15 protein-coding genes are annotated in these 16,602 nt (G+C 58.1%); 12 read left to right on the plus strand and 3 right to left on the minus strand.

Features of this window, described 5'->3' with window-relative positions; translation table 11 throughout:
- Positions 1–166: 166 nt before the first annotated feature.
- From NLK58_RS08755 to NLK58_RS08810, 12 genes are all read left to right on the plus strand, one after another.
- Entirely contained in the window at positions 167–1,168 is a 1,002-nt protein-coding gene (locus NLK58_RS08755; RefSeq protein WP_341582535.1) for a metalloregulator ArsR/SmtB family transcription factor, read from the plus strand.
- 172 nt (positions 1,169–1,340) lie between these two features.
- Positions 1,341–2,531 carry a methionine adenosyltransferase gene (metK, locus tag NLK58_RS08760; RefSeq protein ID WP_117618149.1) on the plus strand — a complete coding sequence of 397 codons (1,191 nt, stop codon included), beginning with the start codon at positions 1,341–1,343 and terminating at the stop codon, positions 2,529–2,531.
- A gap of 555 nt (positions 2,532–3,086) precedes the next feature.
- Positions 3,087–4,481 (plus strand): adenosylhomocysteinase, encoded by a 1,395-nt coding sequence (ahcY, locus tag NLK58_RS08765; RefSeq protein WP_117618150.1) that lies wholly within the window; start codon positions 3,087–3,089, stop codon positions 4,479–4,481.
- A gap of 12 nt (positions 4,482–4,493) precedes the next feature.
- Positions 4,494–5,363: a methylenetetrahydrofolate reductase [NAD(P)H] gene (gene metF, locus NLK58_RS08770; RefSeq protein WP_117618151.1), complete on the plus strand. Its 870-nt coding sequence runs from the start codon at positions 4,494–4,496 to the stop codon at positions 5,361–5,363.
- 279 nt (positions 5,364–5,642) lie between these two features.
- Positions 5,643–6,401, plus strand: coding sequence for a transporter substrate-binding domain-containing protein (locus NLK58_RS08775; RefSeq protein WP_341582536.1), 759 nt, complete (start codon positions 5,643–5,645; stop codon positions 6,399–6,401).
- An 88-nt stretch (positions 6,402–6,489) separates the two neighbouring features.
- Positions 6,490–7,161: an amino acid ABC transporter permease gene (locus NLK58_RS08780; RefSeq protein ID WP_117618153.1), complete on the plus strand. Its 672-nt coding sequence runs from the start codon at positions 6,490–6,492 to the stop codon at positions 7,159–7,161.
- A 13-nt stretch (positions 7,162–7,174) separates the two neighbouring features.
- Positions 7,175–7,921, plus strand: coding sequence for an amino acid ABC transporter ATP-binding protein (locus NLK58_RS08785; protein WP_341582537.1), 747 nt, complete (start codon positions 7,175–7,177; stop codon positions 7,919–7,921).
- Between the two features lie 166 nt (positions 7,922–8,087).
- Positions 8,088–9,170 carry an OprO/OprP family phosphate-selective porin gene (locus NLK58_RS08790; RefSeq protein ID WP_117618155.1) on the plus strand — a complete coding sequence of 361 codons (1,083 nt, stop codon included), beginning with the start codon at positions 8,088–8,090 and terminating at the stop codon, positions 9,168–9,170.
- Positions 9,171–9,352: 182 nt separating this feature from the next.
- On the plus strand, positions 9,353–9,517 hold the full coding sequence (locus tag NLK58_RS08795; RefSeq protein ID WP_162893701.1) for a hypothetical protein: 165 nt from the start codon (positions 9,353–9,355) through the stop codon (positions 9,515–9,517).
- Between the two features lie 117 nt (positions 9,518–9,634).
- Entirely contained in the window at positions 9,635–10,363 is a 729-nt protein-coding gene (locus NLK58_RS08800) for a TorF family putative porin (RefSeq protein ID WP_008175315.1), read from the plus strand.
- A gap of 253 nt (positions 10,364–10,616) precedes the next feature.
- Entirely contained in the window at positions 10,617–11,969 is a 1,353-nt protein-coding gene (locus tag NLK58_RS08805) for an adenosylmethionine--8-amino-7-oxononanoate transaminase (RefSeq protein ID WP_341582538.1), read from the plus strand.
- 30 nt (positions 11,970–11,999) lie between these two features.
- On the plus strand, positions 12,000–12,734 hold the full coding sequence (locus tag NLK58_RS08810) for a 16S rRNA (uracil(1498)-N(3))-methyltransferase (protein ID WP_341582539.1): 735 nt from the start codon (positions 12,000–12,002) through the stop codon (positions 12,732–12,734).
- 148 nt (positions 12,735–12,882) lie between these two features.
- Here NLK58_RS08810 and NLK58_RS08815 read toward each other — a convergent pair whose 3' ends face one another.
- From NLK58_RS08815 to NLK58_RS08825, 3 genes are read right to left on the minus strand one after another with little or no spacing between them, the layout of a single operon-like run.
- Positions 12,883–13,140: a YHS domain-containing protein gene (locus NLK58_RS08815; protein ID WP_341582540.1), complete on the minus strand. Its 258-nt coding sequence runs from the start codon at positions 13,138–13,140 to the stop codon at positions 12,883–12,885.
- 56 nt (positions 13,141–13,196) lie between these two features.
- Positions 13,197–14,384 (minus strand): acetyl-CoA C-acetyltransferase, encoded by a 1,188-nt coding sequence (locus NLK58_RS08820; protein ID WP_341582541.1) that lies wholly within the window; start codon positions 14,382–14,384, stop codon positions 13,197–13,199.
- Positions 14,381–16,141 carry a DUF3141 domain-containing protein gene (locus NLK58_RS08825; RefSeq protein WP_341582542.1) on the minus strand — a complete coding sequence of 587 codons (1,761 nt, stop codon included), beginning with the start codon at positions 16,139–16,141 and terminating at the stop codon, positions 14,381–14,383. Before NLK58_RS08825 ends, NLK58_RS08820 begins: the two co-directional genes overlap by 4 nt.
- Positions 16,142–16,602 lie beyond the last annotated feature (461 nt).

Here is a 16,602-nt window from a genome sequence, read left to right on the forward strand (position 1 = left end):
TTTTCGCCGATTACTGTGTGCCGGGGCAAATCGGCATAGACCTCTTTCACGATTGTTTGCCTGTGGATTACCGAAACGGGCTGATTCCAAAGAATCACAAACCTATATCAAAATTTTTTGATATTCCTGTTGATTGACCACCCAAACCCCCCTAAACTTCTCAGCCATGACATCCCTGAACGCACACGCAAACGAAATGTCCTCCGTTGACGCACTGGCTCCGATCTTCAAGGCAAGCGGGGACCCTTTGCGCCTGGAGATCCTGCGTGTGCTGAGACGGGATACCTTTGGAGTGCTGGAACTCAGCCAGCTGTTCGATATGCGCCAGTCCGGCATGAGCCATCACCTGAAGGTGATGAACAAGGCCGGCTTGCTCGAGCCCCAGCGGGAAGGCAACGCGATTTTCTACCGCCGCCCCCTGCACCTGGACACTGACAAGCCAACGGACCAGACCATCCGCCAGATTTTTGAAGCGGTGGACAGGGTGCCTCTGCCGCCGAACCTTCAGGAAAAAATTGAAGCGATCCGCAACCAGCGGGCGGATCAGTCCCAGGCGTTTTTCGCACGGTACGCCGAACAGTTCCGGGAACAGCAGGAACTGATTGCAGCCTTTGATCTGTATGCCGAGCCTGTGGCAGCGCTGATTCGCAAGCGGTCCGGGAAACACCAGTGGCAGACTGCCCTGGAGATCGGGCCCGGCGAAGGCGCGTTCCTGCCGGTACTGGCGGAGCTTTGCGGGCATGTGGTTGCCCTCGACAACAGCCGGGACATGCTGGCCAAGGCCACCCGCACCTGTATTGACCAGCGGCTGAACAATATTGATCTGATTGAGGGCGTAACCGACACACTGCTCGCCCGGGGTGACGGGTTTGACCTGGTGGTCGCCAACATGGTGCTGCACCACGTGCCCAGCCCGGCCGACATTTTTCTGGACGCATCGGCCCTGATGAACAACGGCGGCTGCCTGGTCATCAGTGATTTGTGCAGCCACGACCAGGACTGGGCCAAAGAGAACTGCGGTGACCTCTGGCTGGGTTTTGAACCGGAAGAGCTGACCGCCTGGGCCACGGATGCGGGTTTAAGTGCCGGAGAACAATTGTTTATCGGCCTTCGCAACGGCTTTCAGATACAGGTTCGGGAATTCTGGAAAAACGGCGGACAGATCTGACGACTGACATCTCAATATCAATAAATTTTGATATACAGATACGTAGTTTTACGTATCCTTACACAGACCAACAACCCGGTAACCGGAAGACACTTTTAAGATTGGCCCAAGAAAGGCTGAAGAAAGACTCTTACCGGTCTGAATTTGAAACGCTCACAGAGGAGCACGCTTTATGTCTGACTACAACATCTTCACTTCCGAATCGGTCTCTGAAGGCCACCCGGACAAACTGGCCGACCAGATCTCCGACGCGATCCTGGACGCGATCCTGACCGACGACCCCCACGCCCGTGTTGCCTGTGAAACCATGGTAAAAACCGGCGTAGCCATTGTCGGCGGTGAGATCACCACCAGCGCCTGGGTCGACCTGGAAGACCTGGTGCGCGGCGTGATCAAAGACATCGGCTACACCTCCTCCAAAGTCGGATACGACGGCGACACCTGCGGCATCATCAACATCATCGGCAAGCAGTCTGTAGACATCGCCCAGGGCGTTAACCGCCAGAAGCCGGAAGACCAGGGTGCCGGCGACCAGGGCCTGATGTTTGGCTACGCCAGCAACGAAACCGACGTGCTGATGCCCGCGCCGATTACCTTCTCGCACCGTCTGGTCCAACGTCAGGCCGAGGCCCGCAAGAGCGGCCTGCTGCCGTGGCTGCGCCCGGATGCGAAAAGCCAGGTGACCTGCCGCTATGAAAATGGCCGGGTTGCCGGCATCGACGCGGTGGTCCTTTCCACCCAGCACGATGAAGACGTTACCCAGGAAGATCTGAAAGAAGCGGTGATGGAACTGATCGTCAAGCATGCCCTGCCGGCAGAGCTTCTGCACAAGGATACCCAGTTCCACATCAACCCGACCGGCAAGTTCGTCATTGGCGGCCCGGTGGGCGACTGTGGCCTGACCGGCCGCAAGATCATCGTGGACACCTACGGCGGCATGGCCCGCCACGGTGGCGGCGCCTTCTCCGGCAAGGATCCATCCAAGGTTGACCGTTCCGCCGCCTACGCCAGCCGTTACGTCGCCAAGAACATCGTCGCCGCCGGGCTGGCCGACAAGTGCGAGATCCAGGTGTCCTATGCCATCGGCGTGGCACAGCCAACCTCGATCTCCCTGAACACCTTCGGCACCGGCAGGATCAGCGACGACAAGATCATCGACCTGATCCGCCAGAACTTTGACCTGCGCCCTTACGCGATCACCAACATGCTCGACCTGCTGCACCCGATGTACCGGGCAACCGCAGCCTACGGTCACTTTGGCCGCGATCCCTATGAGATGACCGTCGGTGGCAAGACCTTCACCGCGTTCCCATGGGAGAAGACCGACCGTGCGGCCGCTCTTAAGGATGCTGCGGGTCTGTGAGGCCAGGATTCCGGGTCTGAACATTGGAGTTAGGCCCGCTTTGGTTCAACCCGTCACCTTTCGGGGGGTGGCGGGGATGAGTGATCTCCTTCGGGGACACGCTACAAGCACCCGCAAGCGGGTCCAGCCCGCAATCGCAGATTGCGGTCGTCCAGCTGTCGCATGAAGCTTCGCTTCATAAACGCTCGGCTGGACCCATGTGCGCTTGTTTCGGGCCGTCCATGGCCCTCTACAGTCCCCGAAGGAGATCACTCATCCCCGCCGCAGAATTGTGGTGAGGGCAGTTCAAAAAGCCTAGTGCCTTTCTATACGACACAGGAAAGGCCCAATCAGGTTTTCGAGCGTATTCATGACCGCATACGCCAAGAGTTTAAACAGAGGGGGGTGGGGATAACCTGCCGTGGAATGTTGGAGGCCAAGGATGGCCGGAAACAAGCGCACATGGACGTGCTCGTAGCGGTTCCACGGCAGGTTATCCCCACCCCGAAACTCCCAAAATCAGAGGCCAAGGGAATTACGTACACCCCGGCCAAATCAGACTGACAGGAGAACACCATGAGCACTCCCGCAGAAAAACTGAACAGCTTTGACGACTACAAAGTCCGCGATATTTCCCTGGCCGACTGGGGCCGGAAGGAAATCAACATCGCCGAAGGCGAAATGCCCGCCCTGATGAAGCTCCGCGAGAAATACAAAGCCGAGCAGCCGCTGAAAGGCGCCAACATCATGGGCTGTATCCACATGACCATCCAGACCGCCGTGCTGATCGAAACCCTGGTGGAGCTGGGCGCCAACGTACGCTGGTCCTCCTGCAACATCTTCTCCACCCAGGACCAGGCCGCAGCCGCCATCGCGGCACAAGGCATTCCGGTGTTCGCCTGGAAAGGCGAGACCGATGAAGAATACGACTGGTGCCTTGAGCGCACTGTCGGTGCCGATGTCGACGGCTGGGAACCGAACATGATCCTGGACGACGGCGGCGACCTGACGGCCCTGCTTCACGAGAAGTATCCGGAAGTTCTGGCCAACTGCCACGGTGTGACCGAAGAAACCACCACCGGCGTGCATCGCCTGCAGGAAATGCTGCGCGAAGGCACCCTCAAGGTTCCCGCCATCAACGTGAACGATGCCGTGACCAAGTCCAAGAACGACAACAAGTACGGTTGTCGCCACAGCCTGAACGACGCCATCAAACGCGCCACTGACCACTTGATGGCGGGCAAAAAAGCACTGGTTATCGGTTATGGCGATGTGGGTAAAGGCTCTGCTGCTTCGCTGCGCCAGGAGGGCATGATTGTGAAAATCACCGAAGCCGACCCCATCTGCGCCATGCAGGCCTGCATGGACGGTTTTGAAGTGGTGTCTCCGTACATCGATGGCGTGAACACCGGCACTGAGGCTGGCGTTAACCGCGCCCTGCTGCAGAACACCGACCTGCTGGTAACCACTACCGGCAACACGAACGTGTGTGACGCGCACATGCTCAAGGCCCTGAAGCCCGGGGCTGTGGTGTGCAACATCGGCCACTTCGACAACGAAATCGATACCGCCTACATGCGCAAGAACTGGGAATGGGACGAGGTGAAGCCGCAGGTTCACATTGTGTACCGCGACAAGGCCACCAACGACCACCTGATTCTGCTCTCCGAAGGCCGCCTGGTGAACCTGGGTAACGCCACCGGCCACCCGTCACGGATCATGGACGGCTCCTTCGCCAACCAGGTTCTGGCCCAGATGCACCTGTTCGAGCGCAAGTTCGCCGACCTGCCGGAAGATGCCCGGGAAAAAGGCGTTTACGTTCAGGTCCTGCCGAAGCACCTGGACGAGGAAGTGGCCCGGGCCATGGTGGAAGGTTTTGGTGGCGTGATCACCAGGATGACCCCGGAGCAGGCCAAATACATCGGTGTACCGGTCGAAGGCCCGTACAAGCCGGAAAGCTACAAGTACTGATCGGGTATCAAGATGCAATCCCAGAAACAGTTCAGACGCCGTTTCAGCTTTGAGTTTTTCCCGCCCAAGACCGACCAGGGCAAGGAGAAACTGCAGAACGTGCGCAACCAGCTGGCCGGGGTAAATCCGGACTTTTTCTCGGTCACCTTCGGCGCCGGCGGTTCCACCCGGGACCGCACCATTGAAACCGTGCTCAACCTGCACCGGCAGGGCATTTCCACGGCACCACACCTCTCCTGTGTCGGGGGCACCCGCCAGGAAATCGGCGAGCTGCTGGATCTGTATAAAGAGCACGGGATCAACCGGATTGTCGCCCTTCGGGGCGACCTGCCCTCCGGGATGGGGGCTGCCGGTGAGCTGCGCCATGCCAACGAGCTGGTGGCGTTTATCCGCGAGCACAGCGGTGACACCTTCAATCTGGAAGTCGCGGCGTACCCTGAGTTTCATCCCCAGGCCCGTAACGCCGAAGAAGACCTGCAGAACTTCGCCCGTAAGGTGAAGGCTGGCGCCAACAGCGCCATTACCCAGTACTTCTTCAATGCAGACAGCTACTTCTATTTCATTGACCGTCTGGAGCAAATGGGCGTCACCATTCCGGTGGTGCCGGGCATCATGCCCATCGTCAATTTCTCCAGCCTGGTCCGCTTCTCCGACATGTGCGGCGCGGAAGTCCCGCGCTGGATTCGCAAGCAGCTCGAAGCCTACGGCGACGACAGCGACTCCATCCGCAAGTTCGGCGAAGAAGTGGTTACCGGGATGTGTGAAAAGCTTCTCAAGGCCGGCGCACCAGGCCTGCACTTTTATACCCTCAACCAGGCAGAACCCAGCATCAGCATCTGGAAGAACCTGGGCATCAGTGATCGGGAAAAGATCGCCTTCTGAGTGAATCCCGGGGTCATGAATCCGGGGTCAGATGAACGCTTTCACAACGAAGTGAACTCGGGGTCAGATGAACGCTTTCATCTGACCCCATTTTCGACCCGACACCGTTAACTCTCCCCTCCCCAAGCATTTGATTTCCTGTGCACATCTGCGTAATAGTCTAAAGTGGTTGTGATGCAGTTCCATCAACGCTCCCCGGAGATCGCCGTCAACAGCAGTGGTTGGTCCGGCTTGCCTTACCGGGCGATTGGGGCCTCATAAAAAAGAAAAGGAGAAGGTATGAGCACGAAATGGCTGAAGACAGTCAGCGCCAGCCTGGCACTCACCGTTGCCGCAGGAACCGTCAGCGCAGAAACCCTGCGTGTCGTCACTGACCCGAGTTTTGTTCCGTTTGAAATGATGGATCAGCAAACCGGTGAAATGATCGGTTTCGATATGGAAATCATCCGTGAGGTTGCTGACCGCGCCGGTTTCGAGATTGATCTCAACACCATGGATTTCAACGGCATCATCCCGGCACTGCAAACCGGGAACGTGGACATCGCCATCGCGGGCATCACCATTACCGACCAGCGCGAAGAGATCGTTGATTTCTCTGATCCATACTACGATTCCGGTCTGCGTATTCTGGTCCGCCAGGGCGAAGATGGCGTAACGGAGTTAGACGATCTGGAAGGCAAGAAAATTGGCACCAAGATCGGCAGCACCAGTTACGACTACCTGGTAAAGACCCTCGAAGAAGACGATGGTGTCACTCCGTATCCCGGCAGCTCAGACATGTACATGGCGCTGATGTCCCGTGCCATTGATGCGGTCTTCTACGATGCGCCGAACGTTGGTTACTTTGCCCGCACCAAGGGTGAAGGCAAGGTCAAGACGGTTGGACCGCTTTACGAAGGCCAGCAATACGGCATCGCCCTCAAGAATGGCAGTGAGTGGGTCGATGATGTCAACGCGGCTCTCGCGGCCATGAAAGAAGATGGCACCTACAAAACCATCTATGAAAAATGGTTTGGCCCGATGCCAGAAGGCATGTAAGGACCGGACCCGCAAGGTCTGATTCCCTGCGCCGGGGTGTGTTCACTCCGGCCGTTCCTGACTCCAAAACGCTGCGGAGATCCTCACTGTGGAATTCCAGTTTCAGTTCGACTGGCAGGCTGCCATCGACTCCATCCCTTTTCTGCTTGAAGGGATTCCCTACACCCTCCTGATTTCCTTCGGTGGCCTGGTCATTGGTTTTGCCCTGGGCATTTTCTTCGGCCTGCTGAGCATCAACAAGCGATGGTTCCTGAAATGGCCGGCGACCGCCTACATCGAAATTTTTCGCGGTACTCCGATCCTGGTCCAGGTCCTGTTTATCTTTTACGGCCTGCCCGACCTGATCGGCGGCCCGATCGATCCCCTGACCGCCGGTATCGCAGCCATTGCGCTGAACTCCGGCGCCTATATTTCGGAAGTGGTTCGCGGTGGTGTTCAGTCCATTGCCAAAGGCCAGAGCGAAGCGGGCCTTTCCCTGGGCCTGTCCAGAACCCAGACATTCTGGTCCATCATCTGGCCCCAGGCATTCCGCCGGATGATTCCGCCGCTGGGCAACCAGGCCATCGTCAGCATCAAGGACACGTCTCTTTTCTCGGTCATTGGTGTGGGCGAGCTGGTCCGCCAGGGCCAGATCTACATTGCCAACACCTTCACCGCGTTTGAGGTGTATTTCGTGGTCGCGATCCTGTATCTCGCCATTACCCTCTCTCTGTCCCTGATTCTCCGCTACGTCGAGCGGCGCGGACTGGTCTCTGTCTGAAGGAAAGGTACCCATGACTCATATTGTAGAAATGAAGGGCATGAACAAGTACTTCGGCAACCTGCATGTCCTGAAAGATATAGATTTAACCGTCGAACAAGGCGAAGTGGTGGTCATTATCGGCGCCAGTGGCTCCGGTAAGTCCACCCTGATCCGTTGCGTCAATGGCCTGGAAGAGTTTGAATCCGGTCATCTGAAGGTGGATGGCCACGAGCTTGCGCCAAAGAGCGGTAATCCGAAAGCCCTGGCCGAGATCCGCAAGGAAGTCGGTATGGTATTCCAGCAGTTCAACCTGTTCCCGCACCTCACGGTGAAGAAGAACATCATGCTGGCACCCCGGAAGGTCAAGAGCGAATCACCGACAGTTGCCGATGCCACCGCTGAACGACTGCTGAGCCGGGTTGGCATCGGAAATCAGGCAGACAAGTATCCAAGCCATCTGTCGGGCGGCCAACAACAACGCGTTGCCATTGCCCGGGCCCTGGCCATGGAACCGCGCCTGATGCTGTTCGACGAGCCAACGTCAGCCCTGGATCCGGAAATGATCGGTGAAGTGCTGGACGTCATGCGCGAGCTGGCCAAAGAAGGGATGACCATGATGGTCGTCACCCACGAAATGGGCTTTGCCCGCGAAGTGGCCGACCGGGTGATCTACATCCACGAGGGCCAGATTGTCGAGCAAGGCAAACCCGAAGACGTCTTCGACAACCCCCAGAACGAGCGCACCCAGTCATTCCTGTCACGGGTACTCGCGCACTGAGCTAAGCCGCCCAGACAAAGCCCCTGCTTCCGGGGGCTTTTCTTCAGGTTTTTCTTTTTTCAGGGTCGACTAATTGGTTTTCTGTAACTTTTTCGCAATGTTAGCCAAATACACTTACCCCGGTGTTCCAAAATACACAAGCAAACCGACAAGGTAAGAGAAAACCATGGCTAAGAAATATTTGAGCTTGATGCTGGCGGTTTCCGCTGTTTCCGCACAGGCCGGTACTGTTACGACTGACGGTGAGGACCTGGTGATCAATACCGAGAGTGGTATTGAGGTCAAAACGTCTGATGATTTGGCATCCTTTCAGCTTGGTGGCCGTATCCAGTGGGATTACGACGCAACGCAGTCGGATGACAACGGCGTTGATACCAAGGATTTTGATGTGCGGCGTGCACGCTTATACGTCAAGGGCCATTATGGCGACTGGGCCTACAAGACTCAGTTTAACGTCGCGGAAAGTGAGGGTGCCGACGGCGGTGACGTCGAAGACCTTTACATTCGGTACCTGGGGTTTGGCTCAGTTGCAAGCGTCACCATCGGTAAGCAGAAAGAGCCTTTCGGCCTGGAAGAACTGACAAGCTCGAAAGACATTTCCGCGCTAGAGCGCTCCGCCATGACCGAGCGTTATGCTCCCGGACGCAGTGGCGGTATTCAGCTGAGCGGGAAGGGAAGTAACTGGACCTACGGTATCGGTTATTTTGAAGCGGATGGTGACGGCAGCAACGACTTCAATAATACGGCGATAACGGCACGGGGTACGTTTGCGCCGATTCAAACGAATGATGCCGTTGTTCATCTTGGCGCGGGTTATACCACGCGTGAGGCCGATGTTCAGGCTGATGAAATCGATACCTACAATCTGGAACTGGCTGGCCGTATGGGGCCTTTCCACGCTCAGGCCGAATACTTCGATTCCGAGGAAGGGCAGTTGGATGTCGATGGCTACTACGTGCAGCTCGGCTGGGTCATTACCGGAGAGAGTCGCCCCTACAAAGCGGGCGTGTTTAAGCGGGTAAAGCCGTCATCGCCCAGAGGTGCCTGGGAAGTAATCGCCCGTTTTGAAGAGGGTGATGGAAAATACAGTGACGTGGGGCTGGCCACAACCGACGGCGAGCAAACGACGCTGGGTGTTAACTACTACGCCAATAAGAATGTCCGACTCGGCTTGAGCTACATGGACGGCGAGCAAGCCAGCGGCGAAAGCGGAGATGAGGTCCGTGCGCGGTTCCAGTATGCGTTTTGATCATGCATGATCCCCGGTTCCGCTTATGTAAGGCTCAAGCCAAATGGTAAAATTGCTGTATAAACAGCAAGATGGTTATTGGGTTTGGGTTCTGTCCGCGTTGGCGCTGATACTGGCGAGATAAAGAGTTAATCAGGTTTCAGGGGCAGATTTTTCTGCCCCTTTTTTATGGTGCGCCCGACATGGCGCGCAGCGCGTTGACCGGCGTTGTTCCGGTACAGCGCCGGGGCTGGCCGGATGACTTTGGGCGCAAAAAGGTCAAGGGCGACCAGGCTGGCACTAAAATCGAGCGCCACACTGATCGAACGATGGATATCGCTCCATTTTGGGGCGCTGCGGATTTATGAATCGGACTTCGCTACTGCTTTTTAGAATTAAAGTTATAATAAACAACAAGTTATAATGATTGGCACCTTGTTTGCTCCTGAGGAATGCGAAAAGCGCAACTTAAAAAGGTGTACATAATGGATAAGCAAGTTCTCAGAAAATCCGGATTGCTCGGTGTTGGTCTGTTTGCAGTTCTTCAGGCAACTCCTTCAATGGTCAGCGCTGACGTAAGCGCCAATGTAGGCGTCTCCAGCAATTACCTCTTCCGTGGCGTGACACAAACAGACAATTCAGCTGCTGTCCAGGGTGGGCTCGACTACGAGCATGCGTCCGGCTTGTATGCCGGTGTATGGGGTTCCAATGTGGATTTTGGCGACGGGACCAGCTATGAGTTTGACCTCTATGCGGGTTACTCGGGCGCTATCAACGATATCGGATATGACGTCGGGTATATATATTATGCTTACCCGGACGCTCCCGCCTCTATTGATTTCGGGGAGATATACGGGGAGCTGAGTTACGGGTATTTATCCGCGGGGCTAGCCTATACAGTAAACAGTGACAACAGCACACCAGGGCTGTTCGTGGAAGGTGATGTCTTCTATTACCTGAGCGCCCACATGCCATTGGAAAATGATTTCAGTGCAGGTGTTACATTAGGCTACTACGACTTTACCGACGACAAAAAACCGTCCGTGGGCGAGGCGAGCTATGGACACGCCGCCGTCAACGTGACCAAGGATGCGGGAACGCTCGGCTCCGTCAGTATCAATCTGGAATATTCGGATATCGACCCGGACAGCGCCCTTGGCTCCGTCAACTCGGATGATCCGAAATTCTGGCTTGGCTGGAGTAAAAGCTTCTGATTACGGACGCTTTTCCAGTGATTTTGGTCAAGTGAAAGCAGGCCCGGTCAATGGGCCTGCGTCCTGAAATCCTGCTACAGTAAATTATTGGGATTTTTTAATCCCCGTCCCATCAGCGTCCCCTTAGTCTTTCTTAAGGAATTCCGAGGCTCTGGAAGTTTGTCGGCATTGGCCAGTCGCCGCTGTTAACGGTAATATCCGCACAGGTTAACCGCCGACAATCCAGAACACGACCGTCTGATGGAGAATTCTCATGCGCAATGCTGACCTCGTCGCCCGTGGCCTCAAATCCGTGTGGCATCCCTGCACCCAGATGAAAGACCATGAAGGAACCCTGCCACTGGTCCCGATCAAGCGGGGCGAAGGTGTCTGGCTGGAAGACTTCGAGGGCAACCGGTTCATCGACGCCGTGAGCTCCTGGTGGGTCAACCTGTTCGGCCATGCCAATCCGAGAATCAACGCCGCGATCCAGGAACAAATTGGCCAGCTTGAGCATGTCATCCTGGCCGGCTTTACCCATGAGCCCGTGGTCAACCTGTCCGAGCGCCTGATTGAGGCAACTCCGGAAGGACTCAACAAATGCTTTTACGCCGACAACGGCTCGTCTGCGATCGAAGCCGCCCTCAAGATGAGCTTCCACTACTGGAAAAACCACGGTAAACCGGGCAAGAAAAACTTCGTGAACCTGAGCAACAGCTACCATGGGGAAACTCTGGGCGCACTGGCCCTCGGCGATGTATCTCTGTACAAGGACACCTACCAGCCTTTGTTGATGGAAGTCCTGACGGCGCCCTCCCCAGATGCGTTTAACAAAGAACCGGGTGAGACCGATGAGGATTACGCACTGCGCCAGTTTGAGGCCATGGAAACACTGCTGGCCGAAAAGCACGACGAAATCTGCGCCGTGGTGGTGGAACCTTTAATCCAGTGTGCCGGCGGCATGCGCATGCACCACCCGATTTACCACACCAGGCTGAGAGAAGCCTGCGACCGCTATGGCGTGCACCTGATTGCCGATGAGATTGCAGTGGGCTTTGGCCGAACCGGCACCCTGTTCGCCTGCGAGCAGTCGGGCATCACCCCGGATTTCATGTGTCTGTCCAAGGGGCTGACCGCTGGCTACCTGCCGCTGTCCGTAGTGCTGACCACCGATGATGTCTACAACGCATTTTACGACGACTATGAAACCCTCAAGGCCTTCCTGCACAGCCACAGCTACACTGGCAACCCAATTGGCTGCGCTGTGGCACTGGCCACCCTGGACATCTTCCGGGACGACAACGTTATCGAGAGCAATCGCAGGCTCTCCACCTGCATGGCCGAATCTGTTGCCCACCTGGCGGACCACCCCAACGTGGGAGATATCCGCCAGCACGGCATGACCCTCGCCGTAGAGATGGTGAAAGACAAGGCATCGAAAACCCCGTTCCCCTGGCAGGAACGGCGGGGAATCCGGGTGTATCAGCATTCATTGACCCGCCAGGCCTTGCTTCGCCCCCTGGGTAATGTGGTTTACTTCATGCCGCCTTACGTAATCACCGAAGAACAGATCCGGCACCTCGCCCAGGTCGCAACGGAAGGCATAGAAATCGCGGTTCGGGACTGAGAACCGTCCCGTAACCTGAGAGAACCATCCATGCGCATACCCCGCATCTACACCGATTCCGCCCTCAGCGAGGGCGCAACCGCTGATCTTGATGACAATGCCGCCCAGCACGTGGGCCGGGTATTGCGCATGCAGCCGGGGCAGGAACTGCTGCTGTTCAACGGTAACGGCAACGACTACCCCGCCACGATTATCAGTGCCAGCAAAAGAAACGTTGAAGTACAGGTGGGCACGCCGGAAGCCAACGCCACCGAGTCCCCCCTGGAAATCGTCCTTGGCCAGACCCTTTCCAAAGGCGACCGCATGGACTACGCCGTGCAAAAAGCCGTGGAAATGGGCGCCACCCGCATCGTGCCGTTAACCACCGAACGTTGTGACGTCAAACTCAGGGGCGACCGGGAAGACAAGCGCCTGCGCCACTGGCAATCCGTCGCCATCAGCGCCGCCGAGCAATGTGGCCGCGCCCGGGTGCCCGAGATCCTGCCGGTGATGACCGTTTCCGAGTGGCTGGAACACAGCCGGGACTGCGAGGTGCGTCTTGTCCTTCACCACCGCACCAAGCACGCACTCAAAGCCATTATCCCCCCCGAACGCGTCGCCCTGATGATTGGCCCCGAGGGCGGACTTTCCCCCGAGGAAATCGCCCAGGCGGAAAAAGAAGGTTTCCTGCCGGTGGCCCTCGGCCCCCGGGTACTGAGAACCGAAACCGCACCGGTTGCGGCCATGGCGCTTTGCCAATGGCTGTGGGGCGATATCGGCAGCTGACCAACCCCGACCGTGCCGCCGTCTCGATCTGGCGCCCACGTCATCGACATAGAGGGGTCGGCGACAGAATCCCTGTCAGCCTGCAGCAAAGCCGGGCATCACTCAACAGCCAGGGCGTTGCCGATCACGGTCACGAATGCTGCCAGGTTCACCCACGCCTTGACCCATGCTGCCGGTGCGCCCGAACATACCGTTCGGGGTCCGCGTCGAACTGTTCGCGGCAAGCCGTCGCACAGAAGTAATAGTGTTTACCTTGGTATTCGGACTCCGCAGGGGCTGTCTTGTAGCTGACCTGCATGCCACAGACCGGATCCTCGAAAGATTTTTGCTCTTCTCGTCCGCGTTTCATTGTTGCCCTCTCTCTTTTACAGTTCACAATAATGCAGATTTTGCTGCGCCTTTCCATTAACAGACCACCGCATCGGTGAGCTTATCGAGCTGCGCGTGCGGGTTGATTCGTGATTACGCCAGGCGTTCCAACGCCAGTGCCACCCCCTGGCCGCCACCGATGCACAGGGTAACCACGCCACGGCGCACGTCATCTCGGGCCATGGCGTGTAATAGCCGGGTGGTCAGCACCGCGCCGGTGGCTCCGATTGGATGGCCGTGCGCAATCGCGCCGCCTTCCACGTTAACGATATCCTCGGCCAGACCGAGCTCCTGGGTCAAGGCAAGGACGATGGCAGCAAAGGCTTCGTTGATCTCGATGCGTTCGATATCACCTACGCTCCAACCGGCACGTGCCAGTGCCTGTTGCACCGCCGGTACCGGGCCCAGGCCGAAATAGCCGGGCTCCACCGCGCCGATGCCGTAACTCACCAGCCGCGCCATGGGCTCAAGGCCACGGCGTTCCGCCCAGGCGCGATCAGCGACGATCATTGCTGCCGCACCCGTGTTCAGCCCAGGGGCGTTACCGGCGGTAATGGTGCCGTCCTTGCGGAAGGCCGGCCTGAGTTTGCCGAGGCCCTCGGCGGTGGCGTCGGGGCGATTGTGCTCATCGCGCCCGAAGGCCGCCGTGCCCTTGTGGGATGTGACTTCGACCGGCACGATCTCGGCGTCGAAGCGTCCTGCCGCCTGAGCCTCGCTGAAGCGTTGCTGGCTGCGCGCCGCCCAACGGTCCTGGTCCTCGCGGCTGATGTCAAAGCGGCTGACCAGGTCTTCGGTGTGCCACCCGGAGTGCTGATCAGAGAAGGCATCATTGAGCCCGTCGCGCAGCATGCTGTCGTAAATCTCGGCATTGCCCATGCGGTGGCCCCAGCGCCCGTGCAGATCCAGATAGGGCGCAAGATCCATGTTCTCCATTCCGCCGGCGATAGCACAGTCACGATGCCCGAGCATCACCTCCTGCGCGGCGTTAATCACCGCCTGGGCGCCGGAGCCGCAGACCCGGTTGACCGTCATGGCCGGCACCGACACCGGCAATCCGGCGTGGATCGCAGCCTGGCGCGCCGGATTCATCCTGGCGCCGGCCTGAACCACCTGACCCAGCACCACACTCTGCACATCGTCGGGGGTCAGGCCCGAGCGGCGCAGGCTCTCGGCGATGGCAGTAGCACCGAGGTCGGGTGCCGGTATGGCCTTGAGTGTGCCACCGTAGGTACCGATGGCTGTGCGTACCGGGGCGCAGAGAACGACGTTGGATTCTTTCATGATTGATCACCTCGCGTATCTGTTTTGTCCTTGCCGGGCCATAACCCGCCATAGAGCCTTTTAAACGCCATCTCGAAGACACTGTCGCGGGCCGTGCCCGCAAGCGTCAGTGCCGAGGCGATGGAGTCGCTCATTGACGTCTCCCATTGCCGATAGGGGTTACTGCTATTGACCGGCGTTGGCCTGGTCTCCATCCTCTCGGCCAGCCACTTGACCCCGCCCATCCAGGGCGCGAAGCGCTCCGAGAACATCAGGCGGCTGGTTCTTGCCGGATGCAGTTGGCGCAGCATCTCGGCCGACCAGGGGGTGGTGACCCGCCGTACCCAGGGCCCGACAAAGGTCTCATAGAGGGCCACATTGCGCCTGGAGAGGGCTTTTACGCGCTCGAACTCCGGTGCCTGGTCCGGGTACTCCAGATCTTCCACCTGACGTTCCTCGAAACGCACCTGGAACTGGGGCTTGTGACAGTCCGGGTCGCCGGTGGGGTTGTCTATCTTCATCTCGTAGAGCCCGGGGGCAAGGTCATTGAGATCGCCAACGCTCTCGAGGATCGCCCGGTGCTCCAGCCGTGCGACCTTGGCGGAAACGAAGATTCCCAGATGGCCAACGTGTGGGTTGATCAGGTAGACGATTCGCTGGCCAGCGGCCTTGAGTGCCTTGGTGTCCGGGTACACCGCTGGGATCCAGTTGAGCGCCTGGTGCGGTGGGGTGATGTTGTCGCCACTGGAGGCAAAGATCACCAGCGGGTTGCGGATGCGCTTGAGGTCAACGGTGCAACCGGGATGGACTTCAAACTCGCCACGTTCCAGCTTGTTACCGATGAAGAGATTCTCGACGATGGCGACAATCTCTTCCTTGCTCAGGCTATAGAAGCCGGTCCACCAGCGCTCAAAGTCCAGGAATCGCTCGCGCTGGCCGTCGATGTCGGCTAACAACTGGTAGTCCTTCTGCCACAAGGTATTTGCCGGCTTAAGGGATTCGAAGTTGGCCGCCAGATGGGCGCCATCAAAGCGCCCACCCCCCAGGTCCGCCAGCAGGTGCGTCATCCAGGCGCCGCCCAACAGCCCACCGGCGAGGCGCATGGGATTAACGCCGGATTCGCCGGCCCAGTAGGACAGCGGTGAGCCGTTAAGCACCGCCGGCCCGACCAGGCCCTCACAATCAGCCGAGAGCAGTGCGATGGCCCATCCCGCCTGGCAGTTGCCGTAGAGCACCGGCGGCATGCCGGGATGGCGCTCGGCCAGCGTCTCGACGAAGCGCCGCAGTACGTTTAACACGTCCTCCAGCGTCTGCCCGGGCATGGGCTCGGGGAAGAAGATCGCGAAATAGACCGGGTGCCCCTCGTGGAGTGCCATGCCTACTTCGGAATCTTGCTTGAAACCGCCGATGCCGGGGCCATGACCGGCGCGCGGATCGACGATCATCACCGGCGGTTTGGTCTCGTCAAGGCAGTCTTCCAGACAGTCCTCGCCGACCCGGGTGATACGTAGCAGGGCATAGTTGGCGGGGCGCTCCAGTCGGCGGCCGTCCAGGATCATTTCATAGTCGAAGTCGAGTAGCGGTGGCTTGCCGGCCTGCTCATGCTCGAGCATGTTATTGGCTCGCTCGCGCAGGGTGTCCAGGTAGCGCACCCAGCGCCGCCACAGGTCGGTCTGGTAGGCGAACAGTTCCGCCGCCGGGTTGCTCTGGATGGTGGCCTGTTTGTCAGACCTGACCATCGGGTCGGGCCCCTTGTCTCTCGTTAGCTTGGTATTCATAGTCGTTTTAGCTCTCAGTGTCAGGATATGGTTTGGTTAAGCTGGTTCTGCGAGGCGCAGCCGGATTGCCAGCCAAGCGAAGATGAACACCCCCAACTGTTTTGCCCAGTATGAAACCGAGGGCCACCCCGAGGAAGACATTGCCAAAATCCGCACTTCAATCTCTCACCGCGATACGGGAATCTGCTCGACCCATGGGCCAGAACAGGACGAGGTGAAAGCGTGTAGCTTTCGGCTCTTGCTAACCGTTAGTGTCCAGTCTATGTGATCAAGCTGAATCTAGACTGAACACATACTTCCTGCCCGGAAATGGTTATGAGGCAATATCAGCGGTTGATCAACCCCCGACCGTGCCGCCGTCGCAAGCTGGCGCCCAGGTCATTGACAGCGGGTGGGCACTTCTGAAACCGTGCGGAGCCATAGATGGCGGAGCCGAGCATACAGGGACGTATTCACAGCGT

The organism is Marinobacter metalliresistant (genome assembly GCF_038098645.1).
GTDB lineage: Bacteria > Pseudomonadota > Gammaproteobacteria > Pseudomonadales > Oleiphilaceae > Marinobacter > Marinobacter metalliresistant.

What these genes read in the sequence shown, in the direction of transcription:
- NLK58_RS08755 (WP_341582535.1), top strand. Translation starts at nt 167, where the DNA reads ATGACATCCCTGAACGCACACGCAAACGAAATGTCCTCCGTTGACGCA.
- metK (WP_117618149.1), top strand. Translation starts at nt 1,341, where the DNA reads ATGTCTGACTACAACATCTTCACTTCCGAATCGGTCTCTGAAGGCCAC.
- ahcY (WP_117618150.1), top strand. Translation starts at nt 3,087, where the DNA reads ATGAGCACTCCCGCAGAAAAACTGAACAGCTTTGACGACTACAAAGTC.
- metF (WP_117618151.1), top strand. Translation starts at nt 4,494, where the DNA reads ATGCAATCCCAGAAACAGTTCAGACGCCGTTTCAGCTTTGAGTTTTTC.
- NLK58_RS08775 (WP_341582536.1), top strand. Translation starts at nt 5,643, where the DNA reads ATGAGCACGAAATGGCTGAAGACAGTCAGCGCCAGCCTGGCACTCACC.
- NLK58_RS08785 (WP_341582537.1), top strand. Translation starts at nt 7,175, where the DNA reads ATGACTCATATTGTAGAAATGAAGGGCATGAACAAGTACTTCGGCAAC.
- NLK58_RS08790 (WP_117618155.1), top strand. Translation starts at nt 8,088, where the DNA reads ATGGCTAAGAAATATTTGAGCTTGATGCTGGCGGTTTCCGCTGTTTCC.
- NLK58_RS08795 (WP_162893701.1), top strand. Translation starts at nt 9,353, where the DNA reads ATGGCGCGCAGCGCGTTGACCGGCGTTGTTCCGGTACAGCGCCGGGGC.
- NLK58_RS08800 (WP_008175315.1), top strand. Translation starts at nt 9,635, where the DNA reads ATGGATAAGCAAGTTCTCAGAAAATCCGGATTGCTCGGTGTTGGTCTG.
- NLK58_RS08805 (WP_341582538.1), top strand. Translation starts at nt 10,617, where the DNA reads ATGCGCAATGCTGACCTCGTCGCCCGTGGCCTCAAATCCGTGTGGCAT.
- NLK58_RS08810 (WP_341582539.1), top strand. Translation starts at nt 12,000, where the DNA reads ATGCGCATACCCCGCATCTACACCGATTCCGCCCTCAGCGAGGGCGCA.
- NLK58_RS08815 (WP_341582540.1), bottom strand. Translation starts at nt 13,140, where the DNA reads ATGGAAAGGCGCAGCAAAATCTGCATTATTGTGAACTGTAAAAGAGAG.
- NLK58_RS08820 (WP_341582541.1), bottom strand. Translation starts at nt 14,384, where the DNA reads ATGAAAGAATCCAACGTCGTTCTCTGCGCCCCGGTACGCACAGCCATC.
- NLK58_RS08825 (WP_341582542.1), bottom strand. Translation starts at nt 16,141, where the DNA reads ATGAATACCAAGCTAACGAGAGACAAGGGGCCCGACCCGATGGTCAGG.